Raw genomic sequence first — 21,048 nt, 5'->3', positions numbered from 1 at the left:
ACCAGGGGGGCCGGGGTCTCCCCGCCCTGCGGCGGAGCCGCTTGTGTCACTTCGGGAAGGGGCGGGGTGGGGTGAAGGCCCGCCGCAGGCGCCCCCACCCGCACCGTCCCCGCAGGCGCCTCCCCCCGCTTCGTCCCCACCTCCAGCGTCACCCGCAACCGGTACCGCGTCCGGAACTCCGCGTGCGGCCCCTTGGAGACGGCCTTCCAGTTCTTCGCGTGGGTCGCGGACTGCTCCGCGGAGACGTGCTGCCGCGTCGAGCCGGTCTCCTTGAACGACGGCCCCGCCGCCGGCGCGATCGCGTTGCCGGTGTGGAGGTTCTCGGTGACGAGGGTGCCGATGTCGCTGCTCCGGGTCCGGCTGACGCCGGTGGTGAGGACGGTGGTGGCGACCCGGCCGTCCTCGGTCTCGGTGCCCGGCCACAGGCCGACGAACTCCTGACCGTTCTCGTCCGGTACGAGCTCCGCGCGTACCCGCACCGAGCGGCCCCCGATCCGGATGGTGTGCCAGCCGGGGCCGCCGACGCGGACGGGCACGGAGGCGCCGGAGCCCGTGAGTTCGCGGCGCAGCGACCGGGTGATCCGGCCCGACAGCAGGTGCTGGATGCTCTCCCGGCCCGGGTCGTCGATGCCCAGGTCCCGGAGTTGCTTGTCGATGCTCGCCAACACCTTGGAGGCGTCGAGGGTGTTGACCGGATACGCGGCGAACGGCCGGGCCCGGAACCAGTCGTGCTGGCGCCACGGGCGGCGGTCGTACTCGGGTCCGGGGCCCAGGTGGTCGTTGAGCAGGCCCAGCCGGTGCGCGACGCGCTCGGGCAGGTAGCCCAGCCAGCCGCCCGGCACCGACTGCCGCCGGCCGGCGGTGCCGTAGGGCACACCCGGCACATAGCGGCCGAGCGACCGCAGCAGGCCCGTGCTCCGTACCGACGCGGCGACTTCGTGCGCCGTGTCGCCGGCCGTCAGGACGTGCAGGCCGCCGATCACCAGGCCCAGGCCCGAGGTGACCGAGCGGGTGGTGGTGACGACCCGGCCCCGGGCGCGTTTCCAGGGCCGCAGCACGAAGCCGTACGTACCCACGCTCGCCTCGGGGTGCGAGTGGCCGTACAGGAAGGTTCCGCCGACCTGTTTGAAGTGCGTCCTGATCGACGAACCACCGGCCTGTGTCGACGACTTGACCACGTTGGTGGTGGCCACCGGCACCGGACGGCCCAGCGCGCGCAGCCGGGTGACCCGCACCTGGTGGACGACGGTCGCCAGCCAGTCGACGTACGGCCCCTTGCCCCACAGGCCGGTCACCCGGGAGCCCATCGGGCCCGAGGCCTGGTCGAACTCGGCGGCCAGGTACTGCGGCCGGTGGGGCCGTACGGAGGCTTCGTGGGCGGGCGCCCCCTGCTGGGTCAACTGCCAGGCGCCCTTGGGGTCCTCGCGGCCCAGCAGCCGGTCGCCGAAGCCCTGGGACGCGGCCCGCAGCACCTGGTCCACCAGGCCGGGGGTGCCCCCGGTGGGCAGCACGGCGAGGGTCTCGTGGGGCTGGCCGTGCAGCCGGCCCGGGGACCGGTCCGGGTCGGTGGGCCCCGGCCCCGCCTCCCGGTCCTCGTCGGCGAGCAGGCCGGTGGTGAGCCGCCGGGCCCTGGCCGGGTCCAGCACGGTGGTCTCGGCCGGTCCGGTGGTCCGGTACGGGTTGACCGCCCCGTCGGCGTGCGGGTCGCGGTCGGGCATCTCGGCGTCGGAGACGCTGAGCAGCACCCGTCCGGTGATCGGGTCGCCGGCCGTGCCGCCGATCAGGTCCACGGTGCGCTGGGGCCAGAACCCGAAGAGTTCGGTGCCCAGCACGCCGAGCGTGAAGATGCCCCGGAGGAGCCCCCGGAACCGCCAGTAGCCGCCGGAGCGGACGGTCAGCCGCAGTTCGTAGGAGAAGAGGTGCGAGGGGGCCGGGCGCGCGTGCTCGGTCTCGTACGAAGCGGTCATCCCGTACGCGGTGTTGTCCTGGCGCGTCCTTCCCGCCTGGAAACCGCCCTGCCCGGTGATCGCGTTGGCCGGGCGGCCCTCGCTGTCGGTGGCCGTGTTGCGGGAGGAGAGGGTGAGCTCGAAGCCGGCCTCGGCGGTCTGGGTCGCCTGCCGGGAGCCGTCCGCCCTGCTGGTGCCGATGACGGTGTGGGTGAGGCCGAGGTCGTTCTGGGTGCCCTCGTAGCGGCGGCCGGTCAGGGCCACGTCCAGCCGGATGTGGCGGTACGTGTGGGTGAACCGGCCCGGTTCCAGCAGGGCCAGGTCGATGCTCTGCGGGACGGCCTCCTTGAGGTTGCCGGCCAGCGTGTGGTGGGTGAGGGCGTTGATCACGGTGGTGGTGTTCTGCAGGACGGCGTTGTAGACGGCGAAACTGCGGAACTTCTTCGGGTCGCCGAGGTCGGGGATCCGGGCCACCAGGGTCGGGTGCTCGGCGGCGAGCGCGGTGAGGACCCGGTCGGTGGCGGCGTCCAGGAAGGTGGCTTCCGGGGCAGGGGCAGGGGCAGGAGTGGGCGGGTCGGTGGTGAACAGGACGGCGAGGTTGGCCGGGTCGGGCGCGTCGGGGTCGGTGGGGTCGGTTGCGGGCGGGTCGGTGACGGGTGCGTCGGTGACGGACTGGTCGGTGGCGGGCGCGTCGGTGACGGGTGCGTCGGTGACGGGCCGGTCGGTCGCAGGCGCGTCGGTGACGGGCCCCGTCTCCGCCACCGTCTCCGCAGTCGTCTCCGTCTCCGCCACCGCCACCGGGTTGGTGTAGCGCCCGTCCGCGTGGAGGAACTGCTCCACCCGGCTCCCCCCGAGCGTCGGCGGATTGTCCCGGGTCAGGAAGGCCGGGGCGTACGGCTCCGCGCCGCTCGCCCCGCGCAGGGCGGTTCCGTCGTCCCAGCCGGCCAGCCGCCGGGCCTCGGTGACCGTCATCCGGTCCAGGCTCCACGTCTCGAACCGGGTCGGCTCGGCGTCACCCGTCAGCTGCACGTAGACGATCTTCTCGACCTTGTAGTCGATGGTGGGCACCTCCTTCGCGGCGCCCATCGACTTGTCGGCGGCCGAACCGCCGGTCATCGTGGCGCGCCCCGAGGTGTGCCCGTAACGGGCGGTGGGCCCGAACTGGGCTCGCAGCCGGGCCGATTCCCAGCCGAAGATCTCGCCGAGCCAGGCCAGCGGGTTGGCGGTGACCGAGGGGCCGAGGGCGATGGCCACCTCCTTGAACCACGCCTTGGTCTGCTTGCGCTCGTTCTTGATCGTCGTCTGGCCGATGGCCCAGATGGCGGCCCGGTCGCTCTCCTTCGCGCGTACGGCCCTGCCGGGCTCGACCCGGATGGTGAGGGCGCCCAGCGGGGTGCGGTGCCGGTCGTCGGCGTGCAGCGGATCGCTCACCACCGTCGACCTGTCCAGCCGCCCCGACATCTTCCTCATGGACTCCGGGGTGAAGAGCTTGTCGAGCGCGGTGTGCACGGTGGATTCCGGCAGGGCGCCGAGCCGGTTCCTGGCCCAGGCGTGGATGTGCTCGACGGAGGCGTAGCCCTCCGTACGGACGAGGCGGTAGTCCGAGCCGGGCCCCAGCCTCATCTCGGCGGGGGCCCGCAGCGGAGGCTTGGTCCACTCGGTGGTCAGGCTGTCCGGCACGCGCAGCCCGAGACCCTTGCGCACCCCGAACCCGAAGGTGTGGTCGGCGAGTTGCTCCAGCGCGGGCCGGGCCCGCCAACGGGTGCCGAGGACACCCGGGCGGGCCGGGATCTCGTGCTCGTTGTCGGTGACCCGGATGTCGAAGTACACGTCGTCCAGGTGCAGATGGGAGCCGTCGGCGTGCCGCGTCTCGGCCTGGCTCAGCACCTGGTCCTGGGCCGAGTAGACGACCCCCCGGTTGCGGCCGACCCGCCCGGTGCCCCGGCCGAACGGGGCGACCGGCCAGGACGGCGGGCCGAGCGGGATGCCGGGGCCGAGCAGCCGCGTCTCGGCGACCACCTCGGCGGTGCCGGTGGTGGAGACGAGGCGGTTCGCGCTGTCGACCTTGACCGCGTTGGCCGCGCCCGCCGCGTTCTCGCCGTCCGAGAACCGCTCCCAGACCGCGTACGTGCGGGCCTTGACGTACAGGACGCGGACCCGGCCCGACTCGGTGGTGTACGTGAAGCGGTGGCCCTCGCGCTGGAAGAAGGGCCGGGGGTCGGACTTCAGCGCCTGGCGCAGCCGCTCGTCCAGCGTGCCGGCCGGCGCCCCGGGGCGGCGTCTGCGCTTCCGTACGGGCTGCTCGGTGGGCCGGGTCTCCGGGGCGGTGTCCAGCCGGGCGAGGATGGTGTCCGCCACCTGCTCGGTGCCGCGCAGGACGCTGCTCTCCGAGCCGATGACGAACTGTTCGGGTTCGGGGTCGGGGTCGGGGCCGAGCTCGGCGAGGGTCTCGGTGACGGCCTCCGTGAGGGCCTCCGCATCGGTGCCGGTGCCCGTTTCCGTTTCGGTTACGCCGGCCGGCGGCGCCGGCGGCAGCACGTCCGCCACGTCGACGGGCAGCGGCAGCAGCCCGTCCAGGTAGCCGGGCAGCCGGCTCCCGTCGCTGAAGACGCTGGGCCCGTGCCCCGTACCCGGCGGCAGCATCCCGTGGTCCACCCGGGCCGGGCGGCGGAGCTCCAGCTCCTCGTCGATGCGGTTGCCGGGGGCTTCGGGCACGGTACGGGCCGGGGGTGTGGCGGGGGTGCCGTCCTCGGCCGGGGGGGTGACGGTGATGACGGGTACGGGGACGGGTGGGGGCGGGGCCTCCTCCGGAGTGGTCGGCGGTTCCGGCGTCGCGGTGGTGGCGGGGGCCGGGGTGCTCGGTGCCGGCGGGGGCGCCTGCGGCGGGCTGTACCCCACCCCGCCCCTTCCCGAACCGGTGGACTCCGTCCCCCGGACCCCCTGCGCCTCAATCGCCGGCGGGGCTGACAAGTCAGCCCGCCCGGCGATTGAGGGCACGCCCGCAGGGCGTACCAGGGGGGCCGGGGTCTCCCCGCCCTGCGGCGGAGCCGCTTGTGTCACTTCGGGAAGGGGCGGGGTGGGGTGAAGGCCCGCCGCAGGCGCCCCACCCGCACTGGCCCCCACCGGGCTCCCGCCCGGGCTGTCGGCGGGCCCCTCGGCCAGCAGCGACGTGTGGGCCGTGATGGTCCTGGCAGGCTCCCCCGGCTTGGCCTTGGGGTCCAGCAGGTGCCAGGTCGGGGGGGCCGCGTGCTGGGTGGTGTCGATCCGGTACGGGTCCCCCGGGTGGTCCCGGTGCAGGTCGAGTCGGTCGTCCGTGTAGACGATCGGGCGGCCCAGCCTGGCCATCGCCTTGCGTGCCAGGTCCGGGTTGATCCGGCCGAGATCCGAGATTCCCAGCACCAGTGGCATGCGCAGTGGCGCGCTGAAGATCCGGGGGTCGCGGGCCAGCAGTTCGACGTACGTCTCCGCCGACGCGTCGTACCAGGGTCCGTCCGGCTGCCGGAGTGACAGCGACCCGTTGTCCAGGACCTCCGCGGTGGCCAGCATCGCCCGCCCCCACGGCGTGTCCTTGAGGGTGGGGGCCGTGGACCCGGGGTCGGTGGACGGCACTCGCCACTTGTCCAGGCTCACCGTCTGGCCGTCGAGGGCCAGCCCGGAGAGGTTCCGGCCGCCCCCCATGCCGTAACCCGTGATCAGGGTGTTCGCCCCGAGCATGCCCTCGAACTCCAGGTAGGCGGCGGCGAGCGCGTCGACATTGTGCGGGTCGCGGCCGGTGGCCAGTGCCTTGGCCACCGTCCAGCGCGCGGTCGCGGAGTACTGGGGGTCGGGCTGTTCGAGGAGCAGGACGCGGGCCTCGAAGGCGGCCTGGGCGGCCTCGTCGCCCTGGGCTTCGTACGCCTCCTGGGTTCTGACCTGGGTCCAGAAGTACTGCGAGCGGTGGACGCTCGTGACGTCGGGCACGGTGTTCGGGTCCAGATCCAGCACATACCGGATCTCGTCCTCGGTGGCGTTTCCGTACTGCCCGGCAACCTGCGACACCAGGGGCGGGGCCACGAAAGCGGAGAAGACCGCGGGATCCGGTGCCGCTGCCACCGTTCGCCAGGTGGCGAGGGCCCGGCTCAGGGTGTCTTCGAAGTGCCCCGGTTCCAGAGTGGACGGCACGGTGTTGCCTCGGCGCTTCTGGTCGGCGCGTACGACGCGTTCCAGCAGTTGCATGGTGAAGTGCGGGGCGGCGTCGGACAGCGGCGAGTACTTCCGCCGCATCAGTTCCACGGCACCGATCTCCGCCAGGAGTCTCAGATACCGGGGGTCGGTGCCGATGGCGCCGCCGAAGGCGGTGTGCAGTGCCCGGACCAGGCGCAGCGTGGCGTCCAGGTCGAATGCGGAGACCGGGTCGGGGCCGGTGTGCAGCCCGGCGGTGCGGGCCAGGCCGGGGAGTTCGGCGGGCTCCGGCTCGGGGTACTGCGTCCGCCGCCGCCCCGGCCGGCCCTGGACGTCGCTCTCCAGAGCGTGGACGTAGCTGCCGTCGTGGCGGTCGACCGAGCCGGTCCGGTCGCCGATGGGGTACATGACCATGCGGGTCTTGTTCGCCGCGTGCTTGCTGTTGGGGACGGTCGCCAACTCGTCGAGGACGAACGGGGCAGGAGCGGCGGCCCGGCTCCACTCCCATGTCCTGGGCCGGTCCGTGGCGGCGTCGGAGTAGCAGTCCCCGATGAACATCGTCCGGCGCGGCTCGCCCCTGGCGACGCCCTCTTCGCTCTTCTTGGTGAGGATGCGCACGCTGGGTCGCCGGGACAGTGCCGCGGCGTACTTCTCCCCGGAAACGGTGATGACACTGCCGTCCTTCAGCGGCACAGCGGCGACACCGGGAAGGGCATGGCCGAAGGTGAAGTAGCCGACGTCCGGCGGGGGAGCCACCGGGCCGGTCAGTTCGCCTGTCACGGGGTTGTAGTCGTATATCCCGGTGAAGGACTGCAGGTTGCGGTAGTGCTCGTATCTCTTCTCCAGGTTGGGCTCGGTCGAGGCGAAGGCCGACCGGCCGATGGGCTGGTGGGCGGGGGAGACGATGGTGCGGGTCGCCTGCTGGGCTTCCCACCACTCGGGTACGTCGTCGGGGTCGGGGTCGAGGTGGTCGTGGGGGTGGACGGGGAACCAGTCGCCGACGGGGTTTCCGGGCTTGCTGAACCCGGTCAGGATGCGGCGGCCGGGGTGCCCGGCGGTGGTTCCCGGGGGGTCTGCGCTGATAGGGCCGCTGTTCACCCAGAGGGTTATGCCGAGCTGGTGTGCCATCAGACGTACGGGGCCGAGGCCGCCGTCGCCGGAGTTGGGCCAGGCGAGCAGGATGTGCGTGACGTCGGGCATGCCTTCCAGCTCCACGCGGAGGTATTCGGTGACCTCGGCCATGGTCATGGGGCGGTGTCCGCCGCCGGGCCAGGGCACGTCCACGCTGTCCGGTCCGCCGGTGGAGGCGGCCAGGGTCAGGGGGGTGCCGTTCCAGGGAGCCTCCGTCGGCTGGGTGGTCGGTCCTCCCGGCGGGTCCACGATCTGGGTGGTGTCGAGGTCGAGGTCCGGCAGATCGGTCCAGTTGCGGCCGGGTCCCTCGGCCCCGTCGAGCTTGATGGTCCGGCCGGTGGTCTCGGCTCCGGTGGTACGGACGTGGTGGGCGCCCAGCGCGGCCAGGTTGCGGGCGCGGCCCTGCTCCTCGGCGTCCCGTACGAGGGCGGTCAGTTCGGCCCGTACGGCGTCGTCCACCACGGCGTCGGCGGGCAGCCGCAGCACCTGGCGGGCCACGACGGCCACATCCAGGGGGTGTTGGCCGTGCTCCGGGTCCTGGGACCAGAGCCGGTCCAGGACCGTGCGGACGTCGGCGTCGAGGGCGCTGCCCGAGTCCGCGGTGGCCGGCACCCGCGCGTCGGCCGTCTCCCCGGCGGGGGTCGCCCGGGCCATGATCTCGCTCAGGGCGTTCGGGTCGGACGGGCCCGAGGAGCTGTGGGAGAACCTGCTGTCCGGCGGACCCGGCGGACCCGGCGGACCCGGCGCGTCCGCCAGGTCGCTGTCGGGCGCGCCGCCGTCCTGCTCCGTCTCCGTCTCCGTCTCGGAGACGAAGCCGCCGGCCCGGCCGAGCAGCGGCAGCGCCGCCGCCGCGTTCCCGGCCAGGTCCAGCACCTGGTTCCGCGTCGCCTCGTCGAGGGCCTGCGGGTGCCGGTCGGCGCTCACCCGGGCGGAGCTGGCGACGGCCCGTACCAGCCGGCCCAGCCGGGCCTGGAACTCCGGCGACGGCGGGGCGCCGAGCGCGAACCGGGCCAGCGCCTCCGCGACCGACTGGGCCTGCCAAGGCGTCATCGGCGGCCGGGCACTCCCGTCGGTGGCGGGCAGCGACCGGGTGGAGGCCATGGCCAGGAACGGCGCGAAGGCCCGGACCACGGGATGGCCGGCGATCCGGCCGACGGCGTCGCGCAGGGCGTCGTCGGTGAGCGGCTCCCGGGACCGTGCGGCCCGCTGGTGGATGGTCCGCGCCAGCGCCGCCAGCTCCTCGACGGTGTGGTGGAGCTCCTCGTCGGTCGCCAGTTCCGTGCCGGTGAGGTTGTTCCGGATCTCCAGCAGTACGAGGGGGTCGGGAAGCCGCCCCTGGTCGGTGTCCAGCCGGCCGTAGCCCTGCATGCCGGTGGCCCGCAGATGGATGGTGGTCGCCGGATCCGCGCCCGTGGGCCGCAGCTCGTCGCGCAGCTGCTGGAGCCGGGGCAGCGCGCCCAGCCCGCGCAGCACCACCGTGAGGTACTCGCCGACGGTCAGCAGCGGGGCGGGTTCGTCGAGGAAGCCCGTCAGGTCCGTGGCGCTCCCACGGAGCACGCGCTCGTGGTGGTTGATGAGTTTCGCGAGCGACTCCTCGAAGACGCCGCGGATCCGGTCGTGTTCCTGGTCGAGGAAAGCGCGGGTGCGTGGCCGGAGGACCTCCAGCACCCCCGGGTGTTCGGGCTGGTCGGGATCCCCGGCCAGGTGGGTACGGGACGCGCCACCGAGCAGGTTCTTGAGCAGCTGGTTGCCGTGGGTCTTCGCCAGCGGCCACGCGCCCGCGTGCGCGTACGCCAGCCAGCCGTAGCCCCAGAGCTCGTCGACGTCCGCCAGCACCGACAGGAACGGGACGTGCTCCCGGAGCACCTCCGGGTGGTGCGTCGTCTTCCGTACGAAGGCGGCGGTGATGTCCTGGCCGAAGGTCCGGGCGGCGTGCGTGATCTGGAGGAGCGGGCCGGCGTCGAGCTGCCGCATGGTCCAGTCCTGTGCCGCCCGCAGACCGACCGTCTCCACACCGATCGTGGCCTGCGGGTACATCAGGTGGGCGGCTCCGGTGGTGTTCGGCGGCAGCTGGATCCGCGCGGCCGCCGGCTCCGTCCGCCAGCCGAGGGAACCGAAGATCTCCGCGAGCGACCAGGGGCGGTCCGCCTGGTGGGCGGCGGCCAGCGCGCGCCGCCCGCGCGTCAGCTCGTGCGTCAGCTCCTCCAGGGTGGGCCGTTCCTCCTCGGGCAGCACCTTCCCCGGGACGGGCACGAACTCCACGACGGGGCCGCCGATCATCCTGGGGTTCGGCGTCCGGTCCGAAACCGCCAGGTGCCGCGCCGGGTACATCAGGCCGTCGGCCCCCTGGTGGAACGGGGCGCTGTCGGTGACCACCTCGATGCCGGGGCCGGAGGCCAGCAGTACCTTCTGCCCGATGTGGGTCCTGATGGGGTACACGGTCAGTACCCCCTCGGGGACGGGGCCCACGAGGTCCGGGGGGAGGACGAAGTCCACGACGTCCGGGTTCGTCGCCCAGCCGATGGAGGCGAAGACGCTCCCCAGGGTCTGGGCCTGTCGCTGCCGGTGGGCCTGGGCGAGGGCCGCGTACGCCTGCCGCAGCAGCTCCTCCAGGGGAGGCTGCTGCCCGGGCGGCAGCGCCGACGCCGGATCGGCTGCGAAGACCACGACGGGGAACGGGGCCTGCGGCGGGTCCGGGTGCCCAGGGGCCTGCGCCAGGTGCCGCTCCGGGTACCAGTGGCGGCCGTCCGGCCCCTTGAAGAACATGTGGGTGCCGGAGACCGCCTTGATGCCGGGGGCCGAGGCTATCGGGGTGCCGGGGATGTGCGGGATCGCCAGGAAGTGGCGGTCCTCGACCTCCGGGCTGACGGCGCCGTAGTCCCGCCGGGCCGACGGGTTGAGGTCGAGGATGCTGTGGGCGGTGGAGGTGGACGGGGTGAACGCCGGCTGCGGGTCTTCGACGACCTGCCCGGTGGCGTTGATCACCACGATGCGGGCGTCGGCGGCGGACAGGGTGGGCCTGGTGGTGAGCCACTGGTGCTCGGGTGCCTGGAGCTCCACCCAGACGGGCGTGTCGCTGCCCCGGCCGTCGGGGGTCAGCGGCTGGTAGGCGGCCCAGGCGTGTCCTTCCTGGTCGCCGGGGCGGCGGGCGAGGATCAGCACGACGGATCCGGGGCCCTGCGCGCGGAGGATGTCCACCACGCGGTCCCAGTGGCCGGCCTCCTGCCACGCCTGGCCGGGGGCCAGGGAGGATTCGGCCGGGTCCTGGAGCAGGACGGACTCGTCCAGGCTCCGGGCGGGGCGGACGCCCTGGGGGAACAGGGCGTCACGGAGGGCGCGGAGCAGGGGGAGGCAGCGGAGGGCGGTGGCCGGGGCGGGGGTGGTGCGGGGTGCGCCTGCGGCGGGCTGTACCCCACCCCGCCCCTTCGCCGGTATTTCAGCCTGCCCGGCGTTTGAGGGCACGCCCGAAGGGCGTATCGGGGTCTGGGGCGGAGCCCCCCGCGCGGCGGAGCCGCCTAGTGTCTCGTCGGGAAGGGGCGGGGTGGGGTGAAGGCCCGCCGCAGGCGCCCCACCGGCCACCCCCGCCCGCACATCCGCGACCACCCCCGCGAGCAGCACCATCAGCCCGGCCCTGTCCAGCACCCGCCCACCGGCGAACGGCGGCACCGCCGTCCGCGAGGTCACGGCGGACAGCGTGACCGGAGCCGACACGGTGCCGGCCGGCGTGCCGGGCCGGGTGCCCGGGGCGCCCGTCGGGGTGCCCGGTGGCGGGCTCGCCGGGACCACGGCGTTCGGGTGGCTGACGTGGTGCCAGGGCCCCGCGCCCGGTGCCGTCAGGTCGATGACCGCCGGGCGGGTGTCGTCGGCGTCGTCCGGCCGGGTCCAGGTGACGTCGCCCTCGGTGTAGTCCACCGGCCGGCCCAGCCCGTTGAGCAGTTTGCCGGGCAGGTCCGGGTTGAGGCGGCCGACCCCGGAGATCGCCAGCAGCAGCGGTACCACCAGTTCCTGGGAGAACACCTCGGGGTCGCGGGCGAGCAGGCGGACGAGTTCCTCCTCGGAGACCGTGTACCACGGGCCGCCCGGGTCGCCCGGGTCGCGCAGCCGCACCAGCCCGTTGCCGAGGGCCTCCCCGGTGACGACCATCGGGACGGGGCCTGAGGGCCTCTTCCACGGTGCCGGGGCCCTGGTGGCGGCCGAGGTCCTGGCCATGGTCGCGTCGACCCCGTGGGGGAACTCCGTACCGGCGAAGTTCCGCCCGCCCGACACCTGGTCCGTGGCGGGCATCAGGCTGTCGTCGCCCAGGAACCCGCGGTCCTGGAAGTAGAAGGCGGCCAGCGTGTCGAGGTCACCCGCGTCGTGCCCGGTGGCGATGGCCCTGGCCACCAGGGTCCGGGCCTCGTCGGACTCCGCCGGGTCCGGCTGCGCGGGGGCCGGGCGGTGCAGGATCCGGGCCTCGAAGGCGGGCTCGTCCGGCTGGCGGGCGTACACGTCCTCGACCTGGACCTGCGCCCAGAAGTACTTGGACCGGTGGACGCTGGTCACCCGGGTCGACGCGTCGAGGCCCAGCACCGTACGGACGTCGTCGTCCGCCGGACCGGCCGGGTCCATCCGCCCGGCGACCGCCATCACCTCCTTCAGGACCACGAAATCCGAGAGTTTCGAGCCGAGGGTGTGCCAGGCGTGCGACGCGTCGCTCAGCGCCGTCTCGACGTCCTGGGCCGTCAGGGGGCCGGGGGCGGCGCCCGACGCGGCCTTGCGCACCTCGGCGACCCGGTACAGCAGGTCCATGGTGAAGTGCGGGGCGGACGCGGACAGGACGGTGTCCGCCCGCCGCATCAGTTCCAGCGGGCCGGCCAGCGCGAACAGTGCCGGATAGTCGAGGTGGAGGTCGATGTCGTCCCCGAAGACCTCGCGCAGGGCCCGCACCAGCCGGAGCGCCTCGTACTGGTCGTCCTCGGAGACCGGCCCGGGGTCCTTGGGCAGCTTCGCCTTCCGGGCCAGGGCGTCGAGCTGCGCCCCCTCCGGCTCCGGGTGGCGATCCCGTGCCCAGCCCTGCCCGTCCCGCACGTCGGTGAAGGCCAGGGTTATGTCCTGCCCCGTCTCTGTCGTGGCGGTGGCGCTCGTCCGGTTGCCGCCGTTGGGAACGACCAGGCCGGACTTGTTCGCCAGGACCTGTGTGTCGGGGATGTCCTCCAGCGGGTCGAGGGTGAACGGCGGGGGTGCGGCGGAATGGGTCCATGAGGTGGGCAGGCTGGAGCCGGCGTCGCTGAAGCAGGGCCCGTAGTACAGCCTGCGGCGCGGGAGGCCCCTGGCGACCTCGGCCTTGCTGAGCGCCATGAGGTCCTGCACGCTGCGCCGCCGGAGGAGCGCGGGGATGAACCTCCTTCCGGGGACCTTGATGTTCCTGCCGTCGGACAGCGGCACGCTGACCCCGTGCGGCCTGCCGTGAATGAAGAAGTAGTAGTCGGCGAGCGCGGCCCACTCGGGTGTGCCCACGAACTCCCAGGTCGCCGGGTTCCAGTGCATCTTGGTCGTGATGTTCTTGTAGTTGCGGAAGTGCCTCAGGCTTACGGCGACCCCGTCCTCGGTGGGCTGGAACGCGGTCCGGCCGTGCCGCTCGTAGGCGGGGTCGACGAGGACGCGGGTGCGCCACAGGAGTTCCCACCATTCCGGCCGGTCGGCGGGGTTCGGGGGGCGGTGGTCGGTCGGGAGGCTGCGCACCCAGTCGCCGAGCGGCTCGCCGGGCCGTTCCAGCCCGGTCAGGTACTGCTCGCCGGTCACCGGATCGGTCGTCAGATCGAGCAGACCGCTGTACGACCAGACGGTCCGCTGCGTGCGCCAGGCCAGCAGTTCGAGGGCTTCCAGGCCCAGGTCGCCGGAGTGGGGCCAGGCCACCGCGATCGGTGCGCCGGGGGGCAGCTTCTTCGCCTCGACGACGAGGTACTCGATGACGTCCTCGATCGGCACAGTCCACCGGTCGCCGCCGCCGGGCCGGGGCACCTGGACGCTCTTGTGGTCACCGCGGTCGCCCAGCGCCATCAGGGGCGTGACCGTCCACGGGGCCCGGGCGTACCTGACCGTGCCGTCGAGCTGCTCGCCTCCCACCTGGTCGGTGGAGACGTCCGTGGTGGTGGAGCCCCAGTTCAGGCCGGTGCCGGTGCCGCCGTTGAGCGACAGGACGGGGAGCGTGGCGGTACGGAGGTGGTGGGCGCCCAGCGCGGCGAGGCTGCCGGCGCTGCCCTGGGCGATGGCGTCCCGTACGAGGGCGATCAGCTCGGCCCGGTCCGCGTCCGTCACCCCGGCGTCCGGGGGCAGGTGCAGGACCCGGCTGGTCAGGGCGTCCGGGTCCAGGGGGCCCCGGCCGAGGACGGGGTCCTGGGACCAGACGTTCAGCAGGACGGTGGGGAGGGGGTCGGGGGCGGGGGCCGGCACGCGGGGTGCCGGGCCGGAGGTCGTTTCCCCGGCGTCCGGGTCCGAGCCCGCGTCCGACTCCGAGTTCGGGTTCGACTCCAGGTCCCAGTCCAGGTCCGGGCTTCCGGCATCCGGCCTCCGCGGGTCGGCCGTCGCCCCGGCGTCCGGGTCCGAGCCCGCGTCCGACTCCGCGTCCGACTCCGACTCCGACTCCGAGTTCGGGTTCGACTCCAGGTCCCAGCCCAGGTCCGGGCTCCCCGCGTCCGACCTCCGCGTGTCGGCCGTCCCCCCGGCGGGGGTGGCCAGGGTCAGGATCCGGCTCAGGTTGTTCGGGTCGGACGGGTCCGGCGGGTTGCCGATGGTGACGGGGCCGGGCCGGGGCGGCGCGGCGCGGGTGGCTGCTTTTTCAGCCTGCCCGGCGTTTGAGGGCACGCCCGAAGGGCGTTCGGGGGTCCGGGGGACTTGTCCCCCCACGCGGCGGAGCCGCACAGTGTCGCTGCCGGGAAGGGGCGGGGTGGGGTGAAGGCCCGCCGCAGGCGCACCGGCCTGCACCGCACCGGCCTGCACCGCCCCGGCCCCCGCCGGATCGTGGGTGATGACGGTCGTGACCGGGTTCGGCCCGGTCCCGGGGTGCAGTTCCTGCCAGACCCCGGCGGTCGGCGACGTGGTGTCGATCCGGGACGGGGCATCCAGGTCGTCCGACGTGTCGAGGGACAGGTCGTCCGAGTCGTCCGAGCCGTCCGAGCCGTCCGACGTGTCGACGGTCAGGTCGAACGGCCCGTCCGTGAACACGACCGGGCGGCCCAGCCCGGCCAGCACCTTCCCCGGCAGCGCGGGGTTGAGCGTGCCGACCTCCGAGATCCCCAGCACCAGCGGCACGTCCAGGTCGTGGCGGAGGATCTCGGGGTCGCGGATCAGCAGGTGGACGTACTCGTCCTCGGACACCTCGTACCAGGGCCCGCCCGGCTGCCGGACCCGCAGCCGCCCGTTGCCCAGGGCCTCCGCGGTGGCCAGCAGCGCCTCCGGACCCCACGGCGTGTCCACGGCGGTGGCGCCCGTGGCCCCGGGGGCCGACGGCACCAGCCACTTGTCCAGGCTCACCCGGCGGGCGAGTTCCTGCCCGGCGAGGTTCCGGCCGCCCGCCGTGCCGTCACCGGTGATCAGGCTGTTCGTCCCGAGCAGGCCCTGGAACGCCACGAGCGCGGCGGCGAGCGCGTCGACGTCGTACGGGTCGATGCCGAAGGCCAGGGCCTTGGCCACTGCCCAGCGTGCGATGGGTGACAGCTTGGGGTCGGGCTGCGCGAGGTGCAGGATCCGGGCTTCGAAGGCGTCCCTGTCCGGCTGGCGTTCGTACACCTCCTCGGTCCGGACCTGGGTCCAGAAGTAGTCCGAGCGCTGGGCGCTCGTGAGCACGGGGGCGCTCGGTGCCGTGCTCAGCACCGACAGGACATGGCGGTTGCTGGGGCTGCCGAGCTCCTGTGCGACCTGGAGGATCAGGGGCAGTTCCACGAAGTCGGAGAGCTTGGGGGCCGGCGGTGGTGCGAGTCCCGCCGCTTTCGCCGTTGCCGCGTCCGCCGCCGCCTGCTTGACGACGGTGAGGGCCCGGCCCAGGGTGTGGCGGAACTCCGCTTCCGTCAGGGCGGACGGTGCGGTCCTCGTCCCCTTCCGGTGGTCGGCGTGCACGACCCGCTTCAGCAGCTCCATGGTGAAGTGCGGGGCGGCCCGGGACAAGCGGGTGTCGGCCCGCCGCAGCAGTTCCAGGGCGCCGATCTCCGCCAGCAGCGTCGGATGTTCGGCGCGGGTGTCGACGTCGTCGCCGAAGACGGTGCGCAGTGCCCGGTTCAGGCGCCGCGCGGCGTCCAGGTCGAAGGAGGAGACCTTGCCGGTGCCGGTGTGCAGCCCGGTGGTCCGGGCCCGGTCGGCGAGTCGGTCGGACTCGGGCTCGGGCCAGCGATCCCGCTGCCGCCCCTGCCGGCCCTGCGCGTCGGTCTCCAGACCGAGAACGCGGACGCCACCCCGGACGATGGTCAGGCCGGGCCGGTCGCCGTGGGATTTCATGATCATGCTGGTCTTGTTCGCGGCGTGCTGGGTGGGCGGAACGGTCGCCAACTCGTCGAGGACGAACGGTTCGGGAGCGAAGGGCCGGTACTTTCCGAGCCCGGCCGGCCGGTCCGTGGCGGCGTCGCCCCAGCACTGGCCGAAGAACATCGCCAGCGGCCGCTTGCCCTCGTCGATCAGCGCCCTGCTCCTCCTGCTGAGTCTGCGCACGCTGGGCCGCCGGGACAGGGCCCCCGCGTATTCCTCCGCCGACACGATGATGATGCTGCCGTCGGTCAGCGGTACCGCGGCGGTGCCGAGGAGGCCGTGGTTGAAGAGGAGGTAGTCGACGTCCGGCATGGGTCCCAGCCGGCCGGTCACCTCACGGGTCACCGGGTTGTAGTGGTGCAGCCCGGTGAAGGCCCCGAGGTGGCGGTAGTGGTTGTATCTCACGTTCAGTTGGGAATCGTCCTGCGCGAAGGCGCCCCGGCCGGTCTGTTCGTGGTCGGTGGAGACGATGGTGCGGGTCGCCCACTGGGCTTCCCACCACTCGGGTACGTCGTCGGGGTCGGGGTCGATCAGGTCGTCGGGGCGGATGGGGAACCAGTCGCCGACCGGGCGTCGGGGCCCGTTGAAGGAGGTCAGGACGAGGCGGCCGGCGGCGGTGCCCGTGCCGGGTGGTGCGGGGCGTGGTGCCAGGGGGCCGCTGTTGACCCAGAGGGTTATGCCGAGTTGGTGTGCCATCAGGCGTACGGGGAGGAGTCCGCCGTCGCCGGAGTTGGGCCAGGCGAGCAGGATGTGCGTGACGTCGGGCCGGTTTTCGAGTTCGACGCGGAGGTATTCGGCGACTTCGGCCATGGTCATGGGGCGGTGTTCGCCGTGCCAGGGTACGTCCACGTGGTTCGGGCCGCCGGTGGAGGCGGCCAGGGTCAGGGGGGTACCGTTCCAGGGGGCCTTGGTCGGTGGGGTGGTGGGCCCGCCGGGCAGGTCCACGATCTGGGTGGTGTCGAGGTCGAGGTCGGGCAGGTCGGTCCAGTTGCGGCCGGGTCCCTCGGCCCCGTCGAGCTTGATGGGGCGGCCGGTGGTCTCGGCTCCGGTGGTACGGACGTGGTGGGCGCCCAGCGCGGCCAGGTTGCGGGCGCGGCCCTGCTCCTCGGCATCTCGTACGAGGGCGGTCAGTTCGGCCCGTACGGCGTCGTCCACCACGGTGTCGGCGGGCAGCCGCAGCACCTGGCGGGCCACGACGGCCACGGCGTCCTGGTTCAGGGGGTGTTGGCCGTGCTCCGGGTCCTGGGACCAGAGCCGGGTCAGGACCGTGCGGACGTCGGCGTCGAGGCCGGGGGTCGAGTCGTCGGCGGCCTCGGCGTCCGCGTCGTCGACGTCCGACTCCAGGTCCGAGCCCGACTCCGGATCCCGGTCCGAGCCTGAAGTGAGGGTGGCCCCGGCCAGGATCCGGGCCAGGCCGTTCGGGTCCGGCGGGCTGCTGATGGCTCCGTAGCCGCGGCGGGCCGAGGGGTTGAGGTCGAGGATGCTGTGGGCGGTGGAGGTGGACGGGGTGAACGCCGGTTGCGGGTCCTCGACGACCTGGCCGGTGGCGTCGAGGACGACGATCCGGGCGTCGGCCTCCGACAGGTCGGGCGGGGTGGTGAGCCGCTGGTGGTCGGGTGCCTGGAGTTCGACCCAGACGGGCTCGGCCTTCCCCCGGCCGTCGGCGGCCAGCGGCTGGTAGGCGGCCCAGGCTTGTCCTTGCTGGTCGCCGGGGCGGCGGGCGAGGATCAGCACGACGGAGCCGGGGTCCTGCGCGCGGAGCACGTCGAGCACCCGGTCCCAGTGGCCGGCCCGCTGCCAGCCGGGGCCGGGGGCGAGGCCGGCTTCGGAGGGGTCCTGGCTCCGCCAGGACTCGTCCAGGCTCCGGGCGGGGCGTACGCCCTTCGGGAACAGGGCGTCGCGCAGCGACCGCAGCAGCGGCAGGTGGTCCAGCGCGTCCGGGCCCGCCCAACGCGCGATGGTGGCCAGCTGGTTGGTCAGGTTCAGCAGCCCGGCGGTGTCCAGCGGGCCGGCGGCGGTCGGGGGCGTCATCGGCTGCGGGTGTACGGCGGTCGCGGCGGTCGGTACGCGGGTGCCGGGGGCTGTGGGATCGGCGGTCGGGGGATCGGCGGGACCGCTGTTCGTGGTGGCTGCCGTGGCATCGTCGGCCGGCCCGTCGGCGGTCGGGGGGACCGTTGACCGCGGAGGTGCGGCGGACACCGTGTCCGGGGTTGCCGGCGCCGTGCCCGAACCTGCCGGGTCGGCGGCGGACCCCGTGCCCGAACCCGCCGAGGCGTTCGTCGGCACGCCCACCGGGGGATTCGGATAGGCGCGCCGGTACCAGGTGTCGGCGCCGGGTGCCGTCAGGTCGATGACCGCCGGGCCCGGGCCGTCGAGGCTGTCCCAGGCGACCACGCCGCCGGTGGCGTACACCGCCCGGCCCAGCCTGGCCAGCGCCTTGCCCGGCAGTTGCGGGTTGTGGAGGAGTATTCCGGACAGCGCCAGCACCAGCGGCACCTTCAGCGACAAGCCGAAGACGACCTTGTCGCGGGCGAGCAGCTCGACGAGTTCGTCCTCGGGCACCGTGAACGGCGGGCGGCCGGGGATACGTATCCGCACCAGCTCGTTGCCCAGGGCCTCTCCGGTGACGACCAGCGCGGGTTCGGTGCTGCCGCGGACGTGCCACGGGGCCCAGGCCATGGTGCCGGGCGCGACCTTGACCACGGTGGAGTCGATCCCGTGGGCGAAGTTCGTACCGGCGAAGTTCCGCCCGCCCCCCGTCCTCGGCGTGGCGAGGATTCCGGTGCGGGCGCTCAGGAACCCGACGGAGTGCAGGAAGTGGCCGGCCAGCGCGTGGACGCCGTACAGGTGGTGCCCCGTGGCCACGGCCCTGGCCGTCAGCGTCCAGGCCCTGGCGGACCAGGTCGGATCCGGCCGGTCGGGGGTGGGCCGCGGCCGGTGCAGCATCCGGGACTCGAAGGCGCCCCGGTCGGGCTGGGCGGCGTACACCTCCTCGGTCCTGACCTGGACCCAGAAGTACTGGGAGCGGTGCAGAGTCCGCACCCTGGCCGCCGGGTCGAGGCTCAGCACCCTGCGCAGGTCGTCGTCGGTCGAGCCGGGCGGGTGCAGCCGTGCGGCGGTCTCCATCACCTCCGGCAGGTCCAGGAACCGCGAGACGGTCAGGTTCGGATCCTGCCGGATCCGCAGCGCCGCGTAGTTCAGCATCGCCTGGATGTCCGCTGCCGTGAGGGGGCCGGGGGCGGCGCCCGACGCGGCCTTGTGCGCCCTGGTGGCGTGTTCCAGCAGGTCCATGGTGAAGTACGGGGCGACCGGGCCCAGGACGAGGTCCGCCCGCCGCATCCGTTCCAGGGCGCCGATCGCCGCCGCCATGGCCGGGTACTGGGGCTTCAGGTAGATGTCGTCCCCGTAGACCTCGCGCAGGGCCCGCTCCAGCCGGAGCGCCGCCTTCCGGTTGGTCCGGGAGGCCGGACCGGGGTCCTGGTGCAGCCCCATGGTCCGGGCGCGGTCGTCCAGTTCCGCCCCCTTCGGCCAGGGGTGGCGGTCCGGGGTATGACCCCGCCGGTCCTCCACGTCGGTGAACGCCAGGACCAGGAGCAGCCCCGACCTGTCGATGTTGGCGGTCGACCGGTCGCCGCCGGTGGGAATGATCAGGTCGGACTTGTTCGACAGGTACTGCGCGGTGGAGATGCCCGACAGCGGGTCGAGGGTGAACGGTGGGGGCGCGGCCACGTCGGTCCAGTGGGAGGGCAGGTCGGAGAGGGCGTCGCCGAAGCAGGGGCCGAAGAACAGCCGGAGGCGCGGGAGGCCCAGGGCTACGGCTTCCGCGTTCCGCTCGATGAGAGCGGCCACGCTGGGCCGCCGGACGAATCCGTCGACGAACTCCTGACCGGGGATCGTGGCGGTGCTGCCGTTGGTCAGGGGCACGGCGACGAACCCCGGGGAGCCGTGCGTGAAGAAGAGGTAGTGCGCCCACACGAGCGGCTGGAAGTCGCCCACCCGCTCCGAGGTCGCCGGGTTGTAGTGGGACCGGACCGAGTTCCTCCAGAAGTTGCGGTAGTCCCTCAGACGCTGGTGGATCAGGGGCTCGGTGAGATGGAACGCCGACCTGCCGTGCCGCTCGTGGTCGGGGTCGACGAGGGTGCGGGTGCGCCACAGCGCCTCCCACCACAGCGGCGGGTTCGCCGGGTCCGGGGCGCGGTAGTCGGTCGGCAGGCTGCGCACCCAGTCGCCGATCGGGTTGTCGGTCTTCGCGTACGCGACCAGGAACCGGCGGCGGGTCGCCCGGGTGATCCCCACGGTGAGCGGACCGCTCTGCGACCACACCGTCCGGTTGGTGAGATAGGCCAGCAGTTCGGCGGCCTTCAGGCCCAGGTCCCCGGAGTTGGGCCAGGCCAGCACGATCTCCACGTCGGCGTCCAGTGCTCGCGCCTCGACGACGAGGTACTCGATGGCCTCCTCGATCGGCATGTTCCGCCGGGTGTTGCGGGGCCAGGGCACCTGGACGTAGGTGGAGTCGCCCTCGTCGCTCAGCGCCACCAGGGGCGTGCCCGTCCACGGGGCGGGGCCGACCGTCAGCCGGCCGTCGGGCTGCCGTCGGGCCACCATGCGGACGTCGAGGTCGCCGGTGGTGGTGGTGCTCCAGTTCACGCCGGTCCCGGTGCCGTCGTTGAGCGACAGGACGGTGCCGGCCCCGGCGGTACGGACGTGGTGGGCGCCCAGCGCGGCAAGGTTGTTGTCCCGGCCCTCCGCCACGGCGTTCTGTACGAGGGCGGACAACTGCGCCCGCACGGTGGCGTTCACCGGGGCGTCGGCGGGCAGGTGCAGCACCTGGCGGGCCACGGCGGCCAGGGCGACCGGGTTCCAGGGGCCCCGGCCGCGCACCGCCTCCTGGGCCCAGCGCACGGCGAGGAGATCGTGTACGGGGTCGGTGGCCGGGGGAAGGGCCGGGGCGGGGCGGATGCTTCGGTGCCGGGAGCCCCGGGGCGGGGCGGAGGTGACGGGGGCGGACATGATGCGGCCGGGCATGGGTGGGGCGGCGCGGGGTGCGCCTGCGGCGGGCTGTACCCCACCCCGCCCCTTCCCGGCAGCGACATTATGCGGCTCCGCCGCGTGGGGGGACTCCGTCCCCCGGACCCCCTGCGCCTCAAACGCCGGCGAGGCTGGTATTTCAGCCTGCCCGGCGTTTGAGGGCACGCCCGTAGGGCGTACCGGGGTCTGGGGCGGAGCCCCCCGCGCGGCGGAGCCGCCTAGTGTCTCGTCGGGACCTCGTGACCGGAGTGGCGGCCGAGCAGCCGCAGGGTGCGCAGCGTCGCGC

1 protein-coding gene is annotated in these 21,048 nt (G+C 73.8%); it reads right to left on the bottom strand.

Annotation, left to right across the window (positions count from 1 at the left end; genetic code table 11):
* On the bottom strand, positions 1-20,744 hold a 20,744-nt coding region (locus ACWD4O_RS47570), incomplete at its 3' end, for a lonely Cys domain-containing protein (protein WP_451289368.1).
* Positions 20,745-21,048: the final 304 nt, after the last annotated feature.

This window comes from Streptomyces sp. NPDC002623 (genome assembly GCF_053592635.1).
The sequence above is the reverse complement of the archived record's forward strand: the minus strand, read 5'-3'. Positions and strand labels throughout refer to the sequence as shown.